Source organism: Streptomyces termitum, assembly GCF_014650175.1.
Taxonomy (GTDB): Bacteria; Actinomycetota; Actinomycetes; order Streptomycetales; family Streptomycetaceae; genus Streptomyces; species Streptomyces termitum.
In genome coordinates, this window is sequence record NZ_BMUL01000006.1 from 403,268 (window position 1) to 420,539 (window position 17,272).

Here is a 17,272-nt window from a genome sequence, read left to right on the forward strand (position 1 = left end):
TCGGCAGGTCCCGGGGTGCGAGGGGACCTGTGGAGATGTCGCGAGGACGGGTGCGCCTCGCTCGTTCGGATGAGGCGAGTGTGGCGCCGCTGCCGGAGCCGGAAGGACAAACATGAAAGAGACACCACGGATGAGTGAACCGACGCCGCGGTGAGCGAACGGGGTGAGCGAGCGTAGGCTCGTTCTCGGCGCTCATCGGGCCGAAATACGATGCGGCGGGCTCGGTCGGCCCATCCCTCGACCGCCACAGAACTCAATGGAAGCGAGAATTCACCACCGTGACTGCTCTCACTCTCAGCACTGCCGGAGCGGCGACGCTGCGTGCCGACGCCCTCGTCGTCGGCGTCGCGAAGTCCGGGAAGGCGCTGGTCGTCGCCCCCGGCGCCGAGGCCGTCGACAAGGCGTTCGACGGTCGGCTCGCCGCCGTCCTGGAGACCCTGGGCGCCTCCGGTGCCGAGGGTGAGGCGACCAAGCTGCCCGCGCCCGCCGGGCTGAAGGCCCCCGTCGTCCTGGCCGTCGGCCTCGGTTCCGCCCCCGAGGACGGCGAGCCGTACGACACCGAGACCCTGCGCCGGGCCGCCGGCACCGCCTCCCGCGCCCTGTTCGGCTCGAAGAAGGCCGCGTTCGCGCTGCCCGCCGGCACCGCCGAGGAGGCGGGCGCCGTCGCGGAGGGCGCGCTGCTGGGCGCGTACTCCTTCGACGTCTACAAGGAGCGGGCGACCGGCAAGGACGCCAAGAAGCCGCTCGCCGAGGTGGCGCTGCTCGGCGCCAAGCCGCGCGACAAGGCCCACAAGGCCGCCGCGGAGCGCGCCCTGGCCGTGGCCGAGGAGATCAACCGCGCCCGCGACCTGATCAACACCCCGCCGAACGACCTGACCCCGGCCGCCTTCGCCGCGCTCGCGCAGACCGCCGGCAAGGAGCACGGGCTGAAGGTCCAGGTCCTCGACGAGAAGGCGCTCGCCAAGGGCGGCTACGGCGGCATCCTCGGCGTCGGCGCCGGCTCGGAGAACCCGCCGCGCCTGGTCAAGGTCGCCTACACCCACCCGAAGGCGGAGAAGTCCCTGGCCCTGGTCGGCAAGGGCATCACCTACGACTCGGGCGGCATCTCCCTCAAGCCGGCCGGCCACAACGAGACGATGAAGTGCGACATGAGCGGCGCCGCCGCCGTCTTCGCCGCCGTCGTCGCCGCGGCCCGCCTGGGCCTGGAGGTCAACGTCACGGCGTGGCTCGCCCTCGCCGAGAACATGCCGTCCGGCTCCGCCACCCGCCCGGGTGACGTGCTGCGCATGTACAGCGGCAAGACCGTCGAGGTCCTCAACACCGACGCCGAGGGCCGGCTCGTCCTCGCCGACGCGCTGACCCGCGCCTCGGAGGAGACCCCGGACGCGATCGTCGACGTGGCGACCCTGACCGGCGCCATGATGCTGGCGCTGGGCAGCCGCACCTTCGGCATCATGGCCAACGACGACGACTTCCGCACCGCCCTGCACGGCATCGCGGACGAGGTCGGCGAGCAGTCCTGGCCGATGCCGCTCCCGGCGGACCTGCGCAAGGGCATGGACTCCCCCACCGCCGACATGGCGAACATGGGCGAGCGGATGGGCGGCGGCCTGGTGGCCGGCCTCTTCCTCCAGGAGTTCGTGGGCGAGGGCATCACCTGGGCCCACCTGGACATCGCGGGCCCGGCCTTCCACGAGGGCGCCCCGTACGGCTACACCCCCAAGGGCGGCACCGGCTCCTCGGTCCGCACCCTGGTCCGCCTCGCGGAGCTGACGGCGGCCGGCGAGCTCTGAGCGCCGGCGCCCGCGTGACGGACACGTGACGCGGACGTGGGGGAAGGCCCCGGAAGCCTCGGCTCCGGGGCCTTCCCCCGTTGTTCGCCCGTGACGAAATCCGCACGTACGTCCCCGTTCGCGGACGGCCGTACGGACGATCGGCCGGTCTCATCCACCGGCCCCGCGTCCCGCCACCCGCCAACAAGTGCGAAGATGGGTTCTCGGCAGGACAGGGCCCCCACCACAGGGCCGACAGACATGCGGCCGGACACCAGCCGCCGCCCCGTCACCGAAGACGGGCGACGAGCGCACATGCATGGAGGACGTGACGTGGCGAACGACGCCAGCACCGTTTTCGACCTAGTGATCCTCGGCGGCGGTAGCGGCGGTTACGCCGCGGCGCTGCGCGGAGCCCAGCTGGGCCTGGACGTCGCACTCATCGAGAAGAACAAGCTCGGCGGCACCTGCCTGCACAACGGCTGCATCCCGACGAAGGCCCTGCTCCACGCCGGCGAGGTCGCCGACCAGGCGCGCGAGGCGGAGCAGTTCGGTGTCAAGGCCACCTTCGAGGGCATCGACATCAAGGCCGTGCACCAGTACAAGGACGACGTGATCTCGGGCCTGTACAAGGGCCTCCAGGGACTCGTCGCCTCCCGCAAGGTCACCTACATCGAGGGCACCGGCCGCCTGTCCTCCCCGACCTCCGTCGACGTCGACGGCCGCCGGGTCGAGGGCCGCCACGTCCTGCTCGCGACCGGTTCCGTGCCGAAGTCCCTGCCGGGCCTGGAGATCGACGGCAACCGGATCATCACCTCGGACCACGCCCTCACCCTGGACCGTGTGCCGCAGTCCGCCATCATCCTCGGCGGCGGTGTGATCGGCGTGGAGTTCGCCTCCGCGTGGAAGTCCTTCGGCACCGACGTCACGGTCATCGAGGGCATGAAGCACCTCGTCCCGGTCGAGGACGAGAACAGCTCGAAGCTGCTGGAGCGCGCCTTCCGCAAGCGGGGCATCAAGTTCAACCTCGGCACGTTCTTCCAGGGCGCCGAGTACACCGAGAACGGCGTGAAGGTCACCCTCGCCGACGGCAAGACCTTCGAGGCCGAGGTGCTGCTCGTCGCCATCGGCCGCGGCCCGGTCTCGGCCGGCCTCGGCTACGAGGAGCAGGGCGTCGCGATGGACCGCGGCTACGTCCTGGTCGACGAGTACATGCGCACCAACGTGCCCACGATCTCCGCCGTCGGCGACCTGGTCCCGACCCTCCAGCTCGCGCACGTCGGCTTCGCCGAGGGCATCCTCGTCGCGGAGCGGCTGGCCGGTCTGAAGGCCGTTCCGATCGACTACGACGGCGTGCCGCGGGTGACGTACTGCCACCCCGAGGTCGCCTCCGTCGGCATCACCGAGGCCAAGGCCAAGGAGATCTACGGCGCGGACAAGGTCGTGGCCCTCAAGTACAACCTCGCGGGCAACGGCAAGAGCAAGATCCTGAAGACCGCGGGCGAGATCAAGCTCGTCCAGGTCAAGGACGGTGCCGTGGTCGGCGTCCACATGGTCGGTGACCGCATGGGCGAGCAGGTCGGCGAAGCGCAGCTGATCTACAACTGGGAGGCGCTGCCGGCCGAGGTCGCGCAGCTCATCCACGCCCACCCGACGCAGAACGAGGCGCTCGGCGAGGCCCACCTGGCCCTGGCCGGCAAGCCTCTGCACTCCCACGACTGACGCTCACGTCACTCACAGGGCGCGACGACCAACTTCCGCAATTCGTTAGGAGCAACTGAAACCATGTCGGTTTCCGTAACCCTGCCGGCGCTCGGCGAGAGCGTCACCGAGGGCACCGTCACCCGCTGGCTCAAGGCCGAGGGCGAGCGCGTCGAGGCGGACGAGCCGCTGCTGGAGGTGTCGACCGACAAGGTCGACACCGAGATCCCCGCTCCCGCCTCCGGCATCCTGGCCTCCATCAAGGTCGCCGAGGACGAGACCGTCGAGGTCGGCGCCGAGCTGGCCATCATCGACGACGGCACCGGTGCCCCGGCCGCCGCCGAGGCGCCCGCCGCCGAGGCCGCTCCGGCCCCCGCCGCCGAGGCTCCGGCCGCTCCGGCGCCGGTCGCCGAGGGCACCGTCACCCCGGCCCCCGCCGCCGAGGCCCCCGCGGCCCCGGCCGGTGGCGCCACCGGCACGGACGTCGTGCTGCCCGCGCTGGGCGAGTCCGTCACCGAGGGCACCGTCACCCGCTGGCTGAAGTCGGTCGGCGAGACCGTCGAGGCCGACGAGCCGCTGCTGGAGGTCTCGACGGACAAGGTCGACACCGAGATCCCGGCGCCCGCCTCCGGCGTGCTCCTGGAGATCGTGGTCGCCGAGGACGAGACCGCCGAGGTCGGCGCCAAGCTGGCCGTCATCGGCGCCGCGGGTGCCGCCCCGGCCGCCGCCGCTCCGGCCGCGCCCGCCGCCCCGGCTCCGGCTCCGGCCGCCCCCGCGGCTCCGGCGCCCGCCCCGGCCCCGGTCGCGCCCGCCGCCCCGGTCGCCGCTCCGGCTCCGGTCGCCCCGGCCGCGCCGTCGATCGCCCCGGCCGTGGTCACCCCGGTCCCGGCCGCTCCGGCCCCGGCCGCCGCCCCGGCGGAGGACGGCGCGTACGTGACCCCGCTGGTGCGCAAGCTCGCCACCGAGAACGGCGTCGACCTGGCGTCGGTCAAGGGCTCCGGCGTCGGCGGCCGCATCCGCAAGCAGGACGTCCTCGCGGCCGCCGAGGCCAAGAAGGCCGCCCCGGCCCCGGCCCCCGCCGCCGCTCCGGCCGCCGCGAAGGCTCCGGCCCTGGAGGTCTCCCCGCTGCGCGGCCAGACCGTCAAGATGACCCGCATGCGCAAGGTCATCGGCGACAACATGATGAAGGCGCTGCACGGCCAGGCGCAGCTCACCTCGGTCGTCGAGGTGGACATCACCAAGCTGATGAAGCTGCGCGGCCGCGCCAAGGACTCCTTCGCCGCGCGCGAGGGCGTCAAGCTCTCCCCGATGCCGTTCTTCGTGAAGGCGGCGGCCCAGGCGCTGAAGGCCCACCCGGTCATCAACGCCCGGATCAACGAGGACGAGGGCACGATCACCTACTTCGACACCGAGAACATCGGTATCGCGGTGGACTCCGAGAAGGGCCTGATGACCCCGGTCATCAAGGGCGCGGGCGACCTGAACATCGCCGGCATCTCCAAGGCCACGGCGGACCTGGCGGGCAAGGTCCGCGCCTCGAAGATCACGCCGGACGAGCTCTCGGGCGCGACCTTCACCATCAGCAACACCGGCTCGCGCGGTGCCCTCTTCGACACCGTCATCGTGCCGCCGAACCAGGTCGCCATCCTGGGCATCGGCGCCACGGTGAAGCGTCCGGCGGTCATCGAGACGGCCGAGGGCACGGTCATCGGCGTCCGCGACATGACCTACCTGTCGCTGTCGTACGACCACCGCCTGGTGGACGGCGCCGACGCCGCCCGCTACCTGAGCGCCGTCAAGGCGATCCTGGAGGCCGGCGAGTTCGAGGTGGACCTCGGCCTGTAAGGCAACGTAACGAGCCTCACCAGCGGTGTCCCCGTCCGGATGTGGGTCCGGGCGGGGGCACCGCCGTATTGTCGTAGGGTCGAGCACTCCCGGAGGAGCCTTTCCATGACCGTCCCCGTCGTCCACTCGCTGCGCGAGCAGATCCGCGAGCACATCGTGGAGGGGATCGTCAGCGGCCGCTGGAAGCCGGGCGAGCGGATCGTGGAGCGCCGGATCGCGACCGAGCTGGAGGTCTCGCAGACCCCGGTGCGCGAGGCGCTGCGCGAGCTGGAGTCGCTGCGGCTGATCGAGTCGGCGCCGAACAAGGGCGTCCGGGTCCGCAACCTCACGGCGGCCGACCTGGAGGAGAGCTACCCCGTCCGGGCCGGCCTGGAGCAGATCGCGGCCGAGCTGGCGGCCCCCCGGCTCTCCGCCGACTGCTCGACGCTGGAGCCGCACGTGGCGGCGCTGTACGAGGCCGACGCGAGCGCGGACGGCACGGCGCAGGTCCGGCACACGGTGGCCTTCCACCGCGAGCTGGTGAAGGCGGCGGGCAACAGCGTGCTGCTGCACACCTGGGAGGGGCTGGGCATCGAGGTCTTCACCGCCCTGTCGATACGGTGGCTGGGCACGGTGCAGAAGTCGTACGCGGAGGAGCACCAGGAGCTGGTGGAGGCCTTCCGCCGGGGCGATCCGCAGATCGGGGCCCTGGTGAAGGCCCACGTCCTGGGCTGCGCGCCGCGCGCCTGACGGGGTCCCGGGGCCCGGCGCCCGTCCCGTACCCGTGAAGCCCCGTCCTCACCGGCGGGGCTTCGCTCATGCGTGCGGGTGTCACCTCAGACAGCCCCTCCGACCTGCGGGAACACCGCGAATCCAAGGCACCGGGTGCCCTTTTTCGCGGCACCCTGTGCCGACTTTCTCGATTTGAAGAGGTTTCCTGCTTCAACCCTTTGATCGATCATCGATCGGCGGTTTACAGTCTTCGGCGGGCCGTCACCCGGTCCGCAGCCCTGTCCTGCCAGACAAGGCACCCCGTTTTTATCTCCACCCCCATCTGTCCGGAAGGCGGCGATCATGACCGATCCCGTAGGCAAGATTCCGAGCGAGCTCGACCAGCTCCCGGACCGTGACACCGAGGAGACCGCCGAGTGGGCGGCCTCCCTGGACGCCGTCACCAAGGCCGCCGGCCCCCACCGGGCCGCCTACCTGATGCGCCGCACGCTCCAGCACGCCGAGGGCGCGGGCCTGGCCCTGCCCAAGCTGCTGGAGACGGACTACCTCAACACCATCCCCACCTCCGCCGAGCCCGTCATCGACGGCGACGAGGAGATGGAGCGGAAGATCACCGCCTGGAACCGCTGGAACGCGGCCGCGATGGTCACCCGCGGCTCGAAGCACGGCGTCGGCGGCCACATCGCCACCTTCGCCTCCGCCGCCTGGCTCTACGAGACCGGCTTCAACCACTTCTTCCACGGGAAGGAGGGCGACGGCTCCGGCGACCAGCTGTACATCCAGGGCCACGCCTCCCCCGGCATCTACGCCCGCGCCTTCCTCGACGGCCGCCTCACCGAGGCGCACCTCGACAACTTCCGGCAGGAGTCCGGCGGCGAGGGCCTGCCCTCCTACCCGCACCCGCGGCGCCTCCCCTGGCTGTGGGAGTTCCCCACCGTCTCCATGGGCCTCGGCCCGCTCTCCGCGATCTACCAGGCGCGCTTCAACCGCTACCTGACCAACCGCGGCATCAAGGACGTCTCCGCCTCGCACGTGTGGGCGTTCCTCGGCGACGGCGAGATGGACGAGCCCGAGTCGACCGCCGCCCTGGCGCTCGCGGCCCGCGAGGGCCTGGACAACCTGACCTTCGTCATCAACTGCAACCTGCAGCGCCTCGACGGTCCGGTCCGCGCCAACTTCAAGATCGTGCAGGAGCTGGAGGCCCAGTTCCGCGGCGCCGGCTGGAACGTCGTGAAGTCGCTGTGGGGCAACGCCTGGGACGAGCTCTTCGCGCTCGACACCACCGGCGCCCTGGTCCGCCGGCTCCGCGAGGTGCCGGACGCGCAGGTGCAGACGTACCAGACCCGCGACGCCGCCTACATCCGCCAGGACTTCTTCGGCAAGGACCCGGAGCTCGTCGCGATGGCGCGGCTGCTCTCCGACGACAAGATCCTGGAGTGCTTCCACCTGTCGCGCGGTGGCCACGAGCCGCGCAAGGTGTACGCCGCGTACAAGGCCGCCCTGGAGTTCAAGGGCGCGCCGACCGTGATCCTGGCGCAGACCGTCAAGGGCTTCACCCTGGGTGAGGGCTTCGCGTCGAAGAACGCGAACCACCAGATGAAGAAGCTCAGCGCGGACGAGTTCAAGAACATGCGGGACCTTCTCGAACTCCCCATCTCCGACGCGCAGTTCGTCGACGGCGTGGTGCCCTACGGCCACCCGGGCGCCGACTCCCCCGAGGTCCGCTACCTCCAGGAGCGCCGCGCGGCCCTCGGCGGCCCCGCCCCGGCCCGCCGCCTGCACCCGGTCGCCCCGCTGCCGGCCCCGGCCGAGAAGGCGTTCGCCTCCTTCGACAAGGGCTCCGGCTCGCAGTCGGTCGCCACCACGATGGCCTTCGTCCGCCTCGTGAAGGATCTGGTCCGCGACAAGGAGACCGGCAAGCGCTGGGTCCCGATCGTCCCGGACGAGGCCCGCACCTTCGGCATGGAGTCCCTCTTCCCCTCGCTCGGCATCTACTCGCCGAAGGGGCAGACGTACGAGCCGGTCGACCGCGACCAGCTGATGTACTACAAGGAGGCCGTCAACGGCCAGATCCTGAACGAGGGCATCACCGAGGCCGGCTCGATGGCCGACTTCATCGCCGCGTCGACCGCGTACTCCACGCACGGCGAGACGATGATCCCGTTCTACATCTTCTACTCGATGTTCGGCTGGCAGCGGACCGCCGACCAGATGTGGCAGCTCGGCGACCAGCTCGGCCGCGGCTTCCTCGTCGGCGCGACCGCCGGCCGCACCACCCTGACCGGTGAGGGCCTCCAGCACGCCGACGGCCACTCCCCCGTCATCGCGGCCACCAACCCGGCGGCGCTGACCTACGACCCGGCGTTCGCCTACGAGGTCGCGGCCATCGTCAAGGAGGGTCTGCGCCGGATGTACGGCGAGGCCGCGCCGGGCGAGGACCAGGACGTCTTCTACTACCTGACGGTCTACAACGAGCCGATGCCGCAGCCGGCCAAGCCGGGCCACGCGGGCGTCGACGAGGGCATCGTCAAGGGCCTCTACCGCTTCAACACGGCGGAGTCGGCCGGGCTGACGCTGCCCGCCAACGCCCCCCGGATCCAGCTGCTCGGCTCGGGCACCGCGATCCACTGGGCGCTGGAGGCGCAGAAGCTGCTCGCCGAGGAGTGGGGCGTGGGCGCCGACGTGTGGTCCGCCACCTCCTGGACCGAGCTGCGCCGCGACGCGCTGGAGGCGGACGCCGCCCTGCTGCGCGGCGAGGAGCGGGTGCCGTACGTCCGCCAGGCCCTCGCGGGCGTCGAGTCGCCGGTCCTGGCGGTCTCCGACTACATGCGCCAGGTCCCGGACCAGATCGCGCAGTGGGTCGAGCAGGACTGGTCGTCGCTGGGCGCCGACGGCTTCGGCCTCTCGGACACCCGCGCCGCGGCCCGCCGCCACTTCGGCGTCGACGCCCAGTCGATCGTGGCCGCGTCGCTGGCGCGGCTCGCCCGCCGCGGCGAGGTCCCGGCGACGGCCGTGAAGGAGGCGCGCGAGCGCTACGGCCTGTAGGCCCCCTGTCGGCGGCGGCGCGCATGATGGCCTCATGCGCGCCGCCCGACTGATCAAGATGGTCCTGCTCCTCCAGAACCGCGCCGCCATGACGGCGGCCGAGCTCGCCGCCGAGCTGGAGGTGTCGGAGCGGACCGTCACCCGCGATGCCCTCGCCCTCTCGGAGGCGGGGGTTCCGGTGTTTTCGGAGCGGGGCAGGGCGGGCGGGTACCGGCTGGTCGGCGGGTACCGGACGCGGCTGACCGGGCTGGCGCGGGACGAGGCGGAGGCGCTGTTCCTGTCCGGGCTGCCGGGCGCGCTGCGGGACATGGGGCTGGCGGACGCGGCGTCGGCGGCCCGGCTGAAGGTGACGGCGGCGCTGCTGCCCTCGCTGGCGGACGCGCCGCGCTCGGCGGCCCGCCGTTTCCACCTGGACGCGCCGGGCTGGTACCGGGAGCCGGTGACGCCGGAGCCGCTGCCCGCGGTGGCGGAGGCGGTCTGGGGCGACCGGCGGCTGTCGGCGCGCTACCGGCGCCGGGACGGCGAGGAGGTCGGGCGGGAGCTGGAGCCGTACGGGCTCGTGCTGAAGGCGGGGGTCTGGTACCTGTGCGCGCGGGCGGACGGCTCGTACCGCACCTACCGGGTGGACCGGTTCACGGCGGTGGAGGACGGCGGGGAGCCCTTCGAGCGGGATCCCGGATTCGATCTGGCGGCCTTCTGGACGGAGCGCGCGGCGGAGTTCGCGCGCTCGCTGCTGCGGGCCGAGGTGGAGCTGCTGCTGACGGCGGCGGGGGCGGGGCGGCTGCCGTCCGTGACGGACCGGGAGGCGGCCCGGGAGGCGCTGGCGGCGGCCGTGCCGGAGGACGACGGCCGGGTGCGGGCGGTGCTGCGGGTGGAGAGCGAGGAGGTCGCCTTCGGCCAGCTGTTCGCGCTGGGTCCGGAGGCGGAGGTGGTGGCCCCCGCCTCGCTGCGCGAGCGGTTCGCCGAGGCCGCGCGGGCGGCGGCCGCGCGCTACCGGTAGTCCTCGACCCGGGTGGCCGGGTCGGTCTCCTTGGCCAGGATGAAGCCCCAGGAGTCGGGGCGGGAGCCGTCCTCGTCGGTGAAGCCGTACTCCCGGGCGAGCAGGCCGCTGTCGAGGGACCGGCCGTTCCAGCGGGCGCGGTCGGGGTCGGCGGCGAGCGCGGCGATCCCCCGGGCGACGTAGGCGGGGGATTCGGAGACGCCGAAGTCGGGGAGCTGTGCGGTGGCGTCGCGCCAGTTCTCCTCGGTGACGCCGAAATGGGCGAGCATCTGCTCGGAGCGGAGCCAGCCGGGGCTGACGCAGACGGCGGTACCGCCGCTGTCGGCGAGTTCCTCGGCGAGGCCGAAGGCGATGCGGATCGGCGCGTTCTTGGCGAGGTCGTAGAAGAGGTTCTCGCGGTAGTGCGCGGCGTTGTACGCGGCGGTGCCGTCGGTGACCTCGACGACGAGGCCGCCGGGGTGGCGGTTCAGCAGCGGCAGGGCGGTGTGCGCGGTGACGAGGTGGGTGCGCACGCCGAGTTCCAGCATGCGCAGTCCGGCGGTGAGGTCGATGTCCCAGGTCCTCTTGCCGAAGGTGTCGACGAGGAGGTGTTCGCCGCCCCAGACGTCGTTGACGAGGACGTCGAGCCGGCCGTGGTCGCGGTCGATCCGGTCGACGAGGGCGCGGACCCGGTCGGGGTCGAGGTGGTCGGTGGGGACGGCGACGCCCTCGCCTCCGGCGGCCGTCACCAGTTCGGCGGTCTCCTCGATGGTCTCGGTGGCGCGGCCGACCTCGCTGACCTTCGCGCGGGTGGTGCGGCCGGTGGCGTAGACGGTGGCCCCGGCGGCGCCGAGCCGGACGGCGATGGCGCGGCCGGCGCCCCGGGTGGCACCGGCGACCAGGCAGATCCGGCCGTGCAGGGGCTTCGTTTCGGTGGTCATGGGCCCAGACTGGCAGGGATACCCGACATCCTCTGTCCGGTTGGCGTCCGGACTTTCCGGGTGCGTCGTCCGGTCCGAGCCCCGATCCTGGAGCGGTGATGGACGAGACCGAGTTCTGGGAGATCATCGACGCCACCCGCGAGGAGGCCGAGGGCGACCCCGACGAGCAGGCGGACCTGCTCGTGGAACGGCTGACCCGGCTGGATCCGGACACGGTGCTCGACTACGCCCGCCATTTCGAGGCGCGGTTCAACCGGGCGTACCACTGGGACGTGTGGGGCGCGGCGGCGGTGCTGCTCGACGGGTCGGGGACGGTCGAGGAGGGGTTCGACGCCTTCCGCTGCTGGCTGATCGGGCAGGGCCGGGAGGTGTACGAGACCGGGGTGGCCGATCCGGACGAGCTGGCGGAGCTCCTGGAGGAGTTCGATCCGGAGCTGGACGGGGACGGCGAGGAGCTGGGCTTCGCGGCGGACGAGGCGTACGAGACGCTGACCGGCTCGGAGACCCCGGACCTGGGGGTCCCGCTGCCGCCGGAGGACCCGGAGGGCACTCCCCTGGAGCTGGCCGACCGGGCGGCCCTGGCGGTCCGGCTGCCCCGGCTGTGGGAGCGCTTCGGGGACGGGTAGGCCCCGGCGGGAGGGGGTGCCGGGGCCTGCGCGGTGGTGACGGGTGGGGCTCAGCCCGTCCGGAGGCGGGGGTTCTCCCGCGCGAGGATCATGTCCGTGCGCGGCTGGAGGGCGGGGAAGAGCTGCTCGGGCTGGGGGATCGCCCAGTACTTCCCCTCGGCGACCATCTGGAAGACCCGCTCGGCGTGCTCCTCGGGGGTGAGGCCGTGCTCGTCGGCGAGGGTCTGGAGGTGGTCGTTGAAGGCGGCGATCTCCGGGGGCTCGGTCTCGCCGGGCCGGGCGGCCTTGAAGATCTCGCTCTTGACGGAGCCGGGGGTCACGACGGACACCTGGATCGGCGCGCCCTTCATGAGCATCTCGTAGTGGAGCGACTCGGTGAGGGCGAGGGTGCCGAACTTGGTGACGCTGTACGGGGCCATGAGCGGGCTCGGCAGCAGGCCGCCGACGGAGGAGACGTTGACGATCCACGCCTTCTCGCCGCGCTCCAGCATGCGGGGGACGAAGGCCCGGACGCCGTTGACGTAGCCGCCGATGTTGACGCGGAGCATGGCGTCCCACCGCTCGGCGGGGATCTCCCAGGAGTACCCCATGGCCATGATCCCGGCGTTGTTGACCAGGAGGTCCACGGTGCCGAAGCGGGTGTACGCGGTGTCGGCGAGGGCCTCGACGGAGGCGGGGGCGGAGACGTCGGTGACGACGCTCTCGACCTCGGCGCCGGCGGCCCGCAGTTCCTCGGCGAAGAGGGCGAGGCGGTCGGCGGCGATGTCGGCGAGGACGAGCTTCATGCCGAGCTTCGCGGCGTGCCGGGCGAGGCCGGAGCCGATGCCGGAGGAGGCGCCGGTGATGACGGCGACGCGGCCGGCGAAGACCTCGGCGGCGGTGACGGGGGCGGGGTCGGCGGCGGACATCAGAAGTGGGTCCCGCCGTCGATGCGGACCTCGGTGCCGGTGATGAACTTCCCGTCCTCGCTGGCGAGCATGGCGACGACGCCGGCGACGGTCTCGGGGCCGGCGAAGCCCTGGCCGAGGGCGGGGGCGAGCTTGACGAACAGCGACATGTCGGCGTCCTCGGGGAGGCCGGGGCCCACGGACTGCCGGCTGGCGCCGGAGCCGTCGGTCATGCCGGAGGAGATGGAGCCGGGCTGGACGGCGGTGAAGCGGATGCCCCGCTTGGCGTACTCGGCGGCCAGCGCGTGGGTCATGGACTGGACACCGCCCTTGCTGGCGGCGTACGCGGCCATGTACGGGTGGGCGAACATCGCGGAGGTGGAGGAGAAGTTCACGACGGCGGAGCCGTTGCCCTCCAGGAGGGCCGGGATCGCCTCGCGGATCATGAGGAAGGTGCCGGTCAGGTTGATCCGGAGGACCTGCTCGAAGGCGTCGAGGGCGGTCTCGTGGGTGTGCGAGGAGCGCAGCACGCCGGCGGCGTTGACCAGGACGTCGAGGCCGCCGAGGGCGGTGACGGCGGCGGCGACGCCGGCCCGTACGGACTCCTCGTCGGCGATGTTCACGACGACGGTGGTGAGGCGGGCGGCGTCCTCCCCGGCCTTGGCGGCGGTGTCCTTCAGGCCGTCCTCGCTGATGTCGGCGGCGACGACGCTCCCGCCCTCGGCGAGCATGCGCAGGACGGTGGCCTGGCCGATGCCGGAGCCGCCGCCGGTGACGAGCGCGCGGCGTCCTTCGTAACGGGTGAGCTGGTTCATGGCGGCGACCTCTCGATGTCAAGACTTTCCGATCTGTCTGCCACCGTACGCCTGAGTGGCACGTTTTGCCACACCTGCACGACATGCCTTCCTCACACCTCGCGGCGTACCCTCGTACGGTGAGCAATCGACCCGGACCGTCCGCGACGCCCTCCCTGACCCAGCGCCGCAAGGCCGCCACCCAGCTGGACATAGCCCGCGCCGCCGTCGAGCTCTTCACCGAGCGGGGACCCGACGGCACCACCGCCGAGGACGTCGCCCAGCGGGCGGGCGTCGCGCTGCGCACCTTCTACCGCTACTTCCGCTCCAAGCAGGACGCCGTGGCCCCGCTCCTCGCGGGCGGCGCCGACCGCTGGCGGGACTCGCTCGCCGCCACCGCCCCCGGCACCCCGCTGCCGACCGCGCTGGAGAGCTCGATCGCCGCCTCGCTCGTCCCCGCCGACGAGGAGGCGGCCGAGGGGCTGCGGTGGACCCGGGGGCTGCTGCGCGCCTCGGCCGGGGACCCGGCGCTGCGGGCCGTCTGGTACCGGGTGAACCAGGAGTCGGAGGAGCGGCTGCGGGAGATCCTGGCCGTCCTCGCCGGGCCGGACGCCGACCCGCTGGAGGTGCGGCTGGCCGCGGCGGCGGCCACCGACGCGATCCGCATCGCCCTGGAGGGCTGGGCCGAGTCCGACGCGCCGGTCGACGGTCCGGCCGGCCCCGCCGCCCTCGCCCTGCGCTGCCTGCGGGAGCTGATGGGCGGGGTGTCCCTGTGGCAGCAGGGCGCCGGGGGCACCCGGGGGGACTAGGAGAGCGGGCGGCCCATGTGGACGTCGTCGACGGGCAGGCCGTCGAGGAGGAACTCGCCGGGCAGCACCCCCTCGACCGCGAAGCCCTCGGCCTCGTAGAGGGCGCGGGCGGGCACGTTGTGCCCGAGGACCCGCAGGGTGATCCGGGTGGCGCCGTCGGCGCGGGCCTTCGCCAGGGCGGCGCGCAGCAGCGCCCGGCCGACCCCCTGGCCGCGGGCCTCCGCCGCGACGGCGAGGCCCTGGATCTGCCGGACGTGGGCGTTGGACGGGAAGGGCGTCGGGCGGCCGACCCGCACGTAGCCGAGGAGGACCCCGCCCCGCTCGGCGACGAGCAGCTCCTCGGGCCGGCTCCGCTCGTCGAAGAAGGGCGGGTACGGCTCCGCGGGCGCGGGCAGCACCGCGTGCAGCGGCGACCAGGCCGCGCGGTCGAGCAGGCCCAGCGGCCCGCCGTCCTCGGGCAGCGCGCCCCGGATCACGAAGGTCCCCGGCTCGGTCATACCGGCCACTCTGCCACGTCCCGCCCGCACCGGGCAGGATGGGCGCATGCAGCCTTCCGCCACCCGCAAGCGGGTCGCCGTCACCGGGGCCTCCGGGCTCATCGGCGCCGCCCTCGTCCGCTCCCTGCGCGCCGACGGCCACGACGTCCTCCGGCTCGTCCGCCGCCCCGCCCGGACCGCCGACGAGGTCGAGTGGGACCCGAAGCGGCTGTACGTGGACGGCGCCGGGCTCACCGGGGTGGACGCGGTCGTCCACCTGGCGGGCGCGGGCGTCGGCGAGCGCCGCTGGACGGAGGCGTACAAGAAGGAGATCCGGGACAGCCGGGTGCTCGGCACCACGGCGATCGCGCGGGCCCTGGCCGGGCTGGCCGAACCGCCCGGGGTCCTGGTGTGCGGCACGGCGCTCGGCTGGTACGGGGACACCGGCAGCCGCGCGGTGGACGAGGACGCCCCGCCCGGCACCGGCTTCCTGCCCTCGGTCTGCGTGGAGTGGGAGGCCGCCGCCGCGCCCGCCGAGGAGGCCGGGATCCGCGTCGCGTACGCCCGCACCGGCCTGGTGGTGGCCCGTCAGGGCGGCGCCTGGGGGCGGCTGTTCCCGCTCTTCCGGGCGGGGCTCGGCGGCCGGCTGGGCGACGGGAGCCAGTACTGGTCCTTCATCTCGCTGCACGACGAGGTGGCCGCCCTGCGGCACCTGGTGGACACCCCTGGACTCTCCGGGCCCTTCAACCTCACCGCGCCCGAGCCGGTCACCAACCGGGAGGTGACGGCGGCGATGGGCCGGGTGCTGCGCCGCCCGACGCCCTTCCCGGTCCCGGCGGCCGCCCTGCGGCTGGTCCTGGGCGACTTCGCGGCGGACGTCCTCGGCAGCCAGCGGGTGCTGCCCCACCGGCTCCTGTCCTCCGGCTTCTCCTTCGCCTTCCCCACCGTCGACGCCTCGATCCGGGCCGCGGCGGCCCGCTGAGCGCGGCTCCGCGCCCCCTGCGCTCCCCCGTGCTGCGGCAAGCCCGCCGCGCGCGGGCCCGCCGCCGTGGGAGCGCTGCCTAGCCTCGATGCCCACCAGTCGACACGGATCGCGAACTCGGGCATTCCGGGGGCCCGTTGGGGGCATAGCCCACCAACAGGCGGCGCAGACCTGGGGAGGGGCACGTGCTCAGTACCGCACGCAGCGCACAGCAGGCACAGCAGTCACGGCAGGAGCGGCAGGCGGACCCGGCCCGGCCGGCGGACGGCGTCCCGGCCGTCCCGGCCCCCCGGGAGGCGGCCGGACCCGGCACCGGCGGGGCCGGGCCCGGGAAGGTGGACGTCGTCGTCGTGGGCGCCGGGATCGCGGGGCTCGCGGCGGCCCGGCGGCTGATCGGCGCGGGGCTCGCGGTGACGGTCCTGGAGGCCGGACCGGCCCTCGGCGGCCGGCACGCGACCGCCGTCGTCGACGGCTTCCGGCTGGACCGGGTGGGCCGGCTGCTCACCCTGGCGCCGGAGGAGCTCGGCGCCCTGCCGGGCCTCGACGGCCTGGTCCCGCGCCCCTTCGCGCCCGGCGTGCTGGTCCACACCGACGGGCGGTACGCCCGCTGGGGCGCCCCGCACCCCCGCGCACGCAGGGGCGCGCTCACCGTGGCGCGCGCCCTCGCGAGCGCTCCCCGGCATCCGGCGGCCTCCCTCGACCAGGCGCGGCTCGGCGCCTCGCTGGTCCGGCTCGCGGCCACCCCGACCCAGCGGCTGCTGGCCCGCCCGGACCGGACGGCCCGGGAGGCGCTGACGGGCCGGCTGCCCGCGCGGACCGTGCAGACGGTGCTGCGGCCGCTGCTCGCGGCGCTGCTCGCCGATCCCGACCTGGCGGTGTCGAGCCGGCGGGCGGACCTGGCGCTGCGGGCCTTCGCCCGGGGCCGGGTGTCGGTGCCGGAGGGCGGCTCGGGGGCGCTCCCGGAGCGGCTGGCGGCCCTGCTGCCGCCGGGCACGGTACGGACCGGGGTGCGGGTCACGGAGGTGTCGGCGGCCCGGGTGGTGACGGCGGAGCACGGCGCGGTCGCCTGCCGGGCGGTGGTCCTCGCGACGGGCGCCCGGTCGGCCGCCGAGCTGCTGCCGGGCCTGCGGGTGCCCGCGTACCACCCGGTGACGGTGCTGCACCACACGGCGCCGGTGGCGCCGACGGCGGATCCGGCACTGCTGGTGGAGTCCGACCCGGGCGGGCCGGTGGCGCACACGGCGGTGATGAGCGCGGTGGACCCGGTACGGGCCCCGGGGGGCCGGCCGCTGATCACCTCGACGGTCCTGGGGACCCCGCCGGACGACACCGAGCGGCGGGTCCGCAAGCACCTGGCGGCGCTGTACGGGACCTCCACGGACGAGTGGGAGCTGCTGGCCCTGCACCACACGCGGGACGCGGTGCTCGCCACTCCCCCGGCGCACGACCCGCGCCGCTCGGTCCGGCTGCTGGCCGGGCTCTACGTCTGCGGCGACCACCGGGGGGCGGGCACCCTGCGCTCCACCCTGGCCTCGGCGGACCGGGCCGCCGGGGCGGTCCTGGCCGACCTGGGGCTGCGCGCGGCCGACTGGGACGACCCGGGCGAGACCGGGGAGGAGGCGGCCTAGGCAGTGTCTTCAAATGATTACCGCTGGTGGATCATGGTGCTGTGATACGTCGCCATGAACTGTCGGATGCCGAGTG

14 protein-coding genes are annotated in these 17,272 nt (G+C 73.8%); 10 read left to right on the plus strand and 4 right to left on the minus strand.

The genetic code is table 11. The annotated features are described in order from the left end of the window. Positions 1-278 precede the first annotated feature (278 nt). The 6 genes from IE219_RS14740 to IE219_RS14765 all read left to right on the plus strand — a co-directional run bounded on the left by IE219_RS14740 (position 279) and on the right by IE219_RS14765 (position 10,074). Positions 279-1,793, plus strand: coding sequence for a leucyl aminopeptidase (locus IE219_RS14740; RefSeq protein ID WP_189977265.1), 1,515 nt, complete (start codon positions 279-281; stop codon positions 1,791-1,793). Between the two features lie 312 nt (positions 1,794-2,105). Beyond that, entirely contained in the window at positions 2,106-3,494 is a 1,389-nt protein-coding gene (lpdA, locus tag IE219_RS14745; RefSeq protein WP_189977268.1) for a dihydrolipoyl dehydrogenase, read from the plus strand. A gap of 63 nt (positions 3,495-3,557) precedes the next feature. Beyond that, complete coding sequence (gene sucB / locus IE219_RS14750) at positions 3,558-5,318, plus strand: 2-oxoglutarate dehydrogenase, E2 component, dihydrolipoamide succinyltransferase (RefSeq protein WP_189977270.1); 1,761 nt, start codon at positions 3,558-3,560, stop codon at positions 5,316-5,318. A gap of 105 nt (positions 5,319-5,423) precedes the next feature. After that, positions 5,424-6,047: a GntR family transcriptional regulator gene (locus tag IE219_RS14755; RefSeq protein WP_189977272.1), complete on the plus strand. Its 624-nt coding sequence runs from the start codon at positions 5,424-5,426 to the stop codon at positions 6,045-6,047. A gap of 324 nt (positions 6,048-6,371) precedes the next feature. Beyond that, positions 6,372-9,074: a pyruvate dehydrogenase (acetyl-transferring), homodimeric type gene (gene aceE / locus IE219_RS14760; protein ID WP_189977274.1), complete on the plus strand. Its 2,703-nt coding sequence runs from the start codon at positions 6,372-6,374 to the stop codon at positions 9,072-9,074. A 34-nt stretch (positions 9,075-9,108) separates the two neighbouring features. Further along, positions 9,109-10,074 (plus strand): helix-turn-helix transcriptional regulator, encoded by a 966-nt coding sequence (locus IE219_RS14765; RefSeq protein WP_189977276.1) that lies wholly within the window; start codon positions 9,109-9,111, stop codon positions 10,072-10,074. On the opposite strand, the gene IE219_RS14770 is transcribed toward IE219_RS14765, so the two are convergent. Beyond that, on the minus strand, positions 10,065-10,994 hold the full coding sequence (locus IE219_RS14770) for an SDR family oxidoreductase (RefSeq protein ID WP_189977278.1): 930 nt from the start codon (positions 10,992-10,994) through the stop codon (positions 10,065-10,067). The two genes, IE219_RS14765 and IE219_RS14770, sit on opposite strands and share 10 nt — an antisense overlap. 98 nt (positions 10,995-11,092) lie before the next feature. Here IE219_RS14770 and IE219_RS14775 point away from each other — a divergent pair, with 98 nt between their 5' ends. Next, entirely contained in the window at positions 11,093-11,620 is a 528-nt protein-coding gene (locus IE219_RS14775; protein ID WP_189977280.1) for a DUF4240 domain-containing protein, read from the plus strand. Positions 11,621-11,670: 50 nt separating this feature from the next. Here IE219_RS14775 and IE219_RS14780 read toward each other — a convergent pair whose 3' ends face one another. Both IE219_RS14780 and IE219_RS14785 read right to left on the minus strand, forming a co-directional pair. Further along, positions 11,671-12,528: an SDR family NAD(P)-dependent oxidoreductase gene (locus IE219_RS14780; protein WP_189977282.1), complete on the minus strand. Its 858-nt coding sequence runs from the start codon at positions 12,526-12,528 to the stop codon at positions 11,671-11,673. Further along, on the minus strand, positions 12,528-13,322 hold the full coding sequence (locus tag IE219_RS14785) for an SDR family NAD(P)-dependent oxidoreductase (protein WP_189977284.1): 795 nt from the start codon (positions 13,320-13,322) through the stop codon (positions 12,528-12,530). The genes IE219_RS14780 and IE219_RS14785 overlap by 1 nt, the downstream gene beginning before the upstream one ends. A gap of 83 nt (positions 13,323-13,405) precedes the next feature. On the opposite strand from IE219_RS14785, the gene IE219_RS14790 reads away from it, so the two are divergent. Then, positions 13,406-14,110, plus strand: a complete 705-nt coding sequence (locus tag IE219_RS14790) for a TetR/AcrR family transcriptional regulator (RefSeq protein ID WP_189977286.1) — start codon at positions 13,406-13,408, stop codon at positions 14,108-14,110. On the opposite strand, the gene IE219_RS14795 is transcribed toward IE219_RS14790, so the two are convergent. After that, on the minus strand, positions 14,107-14,607 hold the full coding sequence (locus IE219_RS14795; protein ID WP_189977288.1) for a GNAT family N-acetyltransferase: 501 nt from the start codon (positions 14,605-14,607) through the stop codon (positions 14,107-14,109). The two genes, IE219_RS14790 and IE219_RS14795, sit on opposite strands and share 4 nt — an antisense overlap. Before the next feature lie 46 nt (positions 14,608-14,653). Here IE219_RS14795 and IE219_RS14800 point away from each other — a divergent pair, with 46 nt between their 5' ends. After that, the gene (locus tag IE219_RS14800) at positions 14,654-15,568 is read left to right on the plus strand and encodes a TIGR01777 family oxidoreductase (protein WP_189977290.1); all 915 of its coding nucleotides are present in this window, start codon (positions 14,654-14,656) and stop codon (positions 15,566-15,568) included. A gap of 335 nt (positions 15,569-15,903) precedes the next feature. Beyond that, on the plus strand, positions 15,904-17,196 hold the full coding sequence (locus tag IE219_RS14805) for an FAD-dependent oxidoreductase (protein ID WP_189977339.1): 1,293 nt from the start codon (positions 15,904-15,906) through the stop codon (positions 17,194-17,196). Positions 17,197-17,272 lie beyond the last annotated feature (76 nt).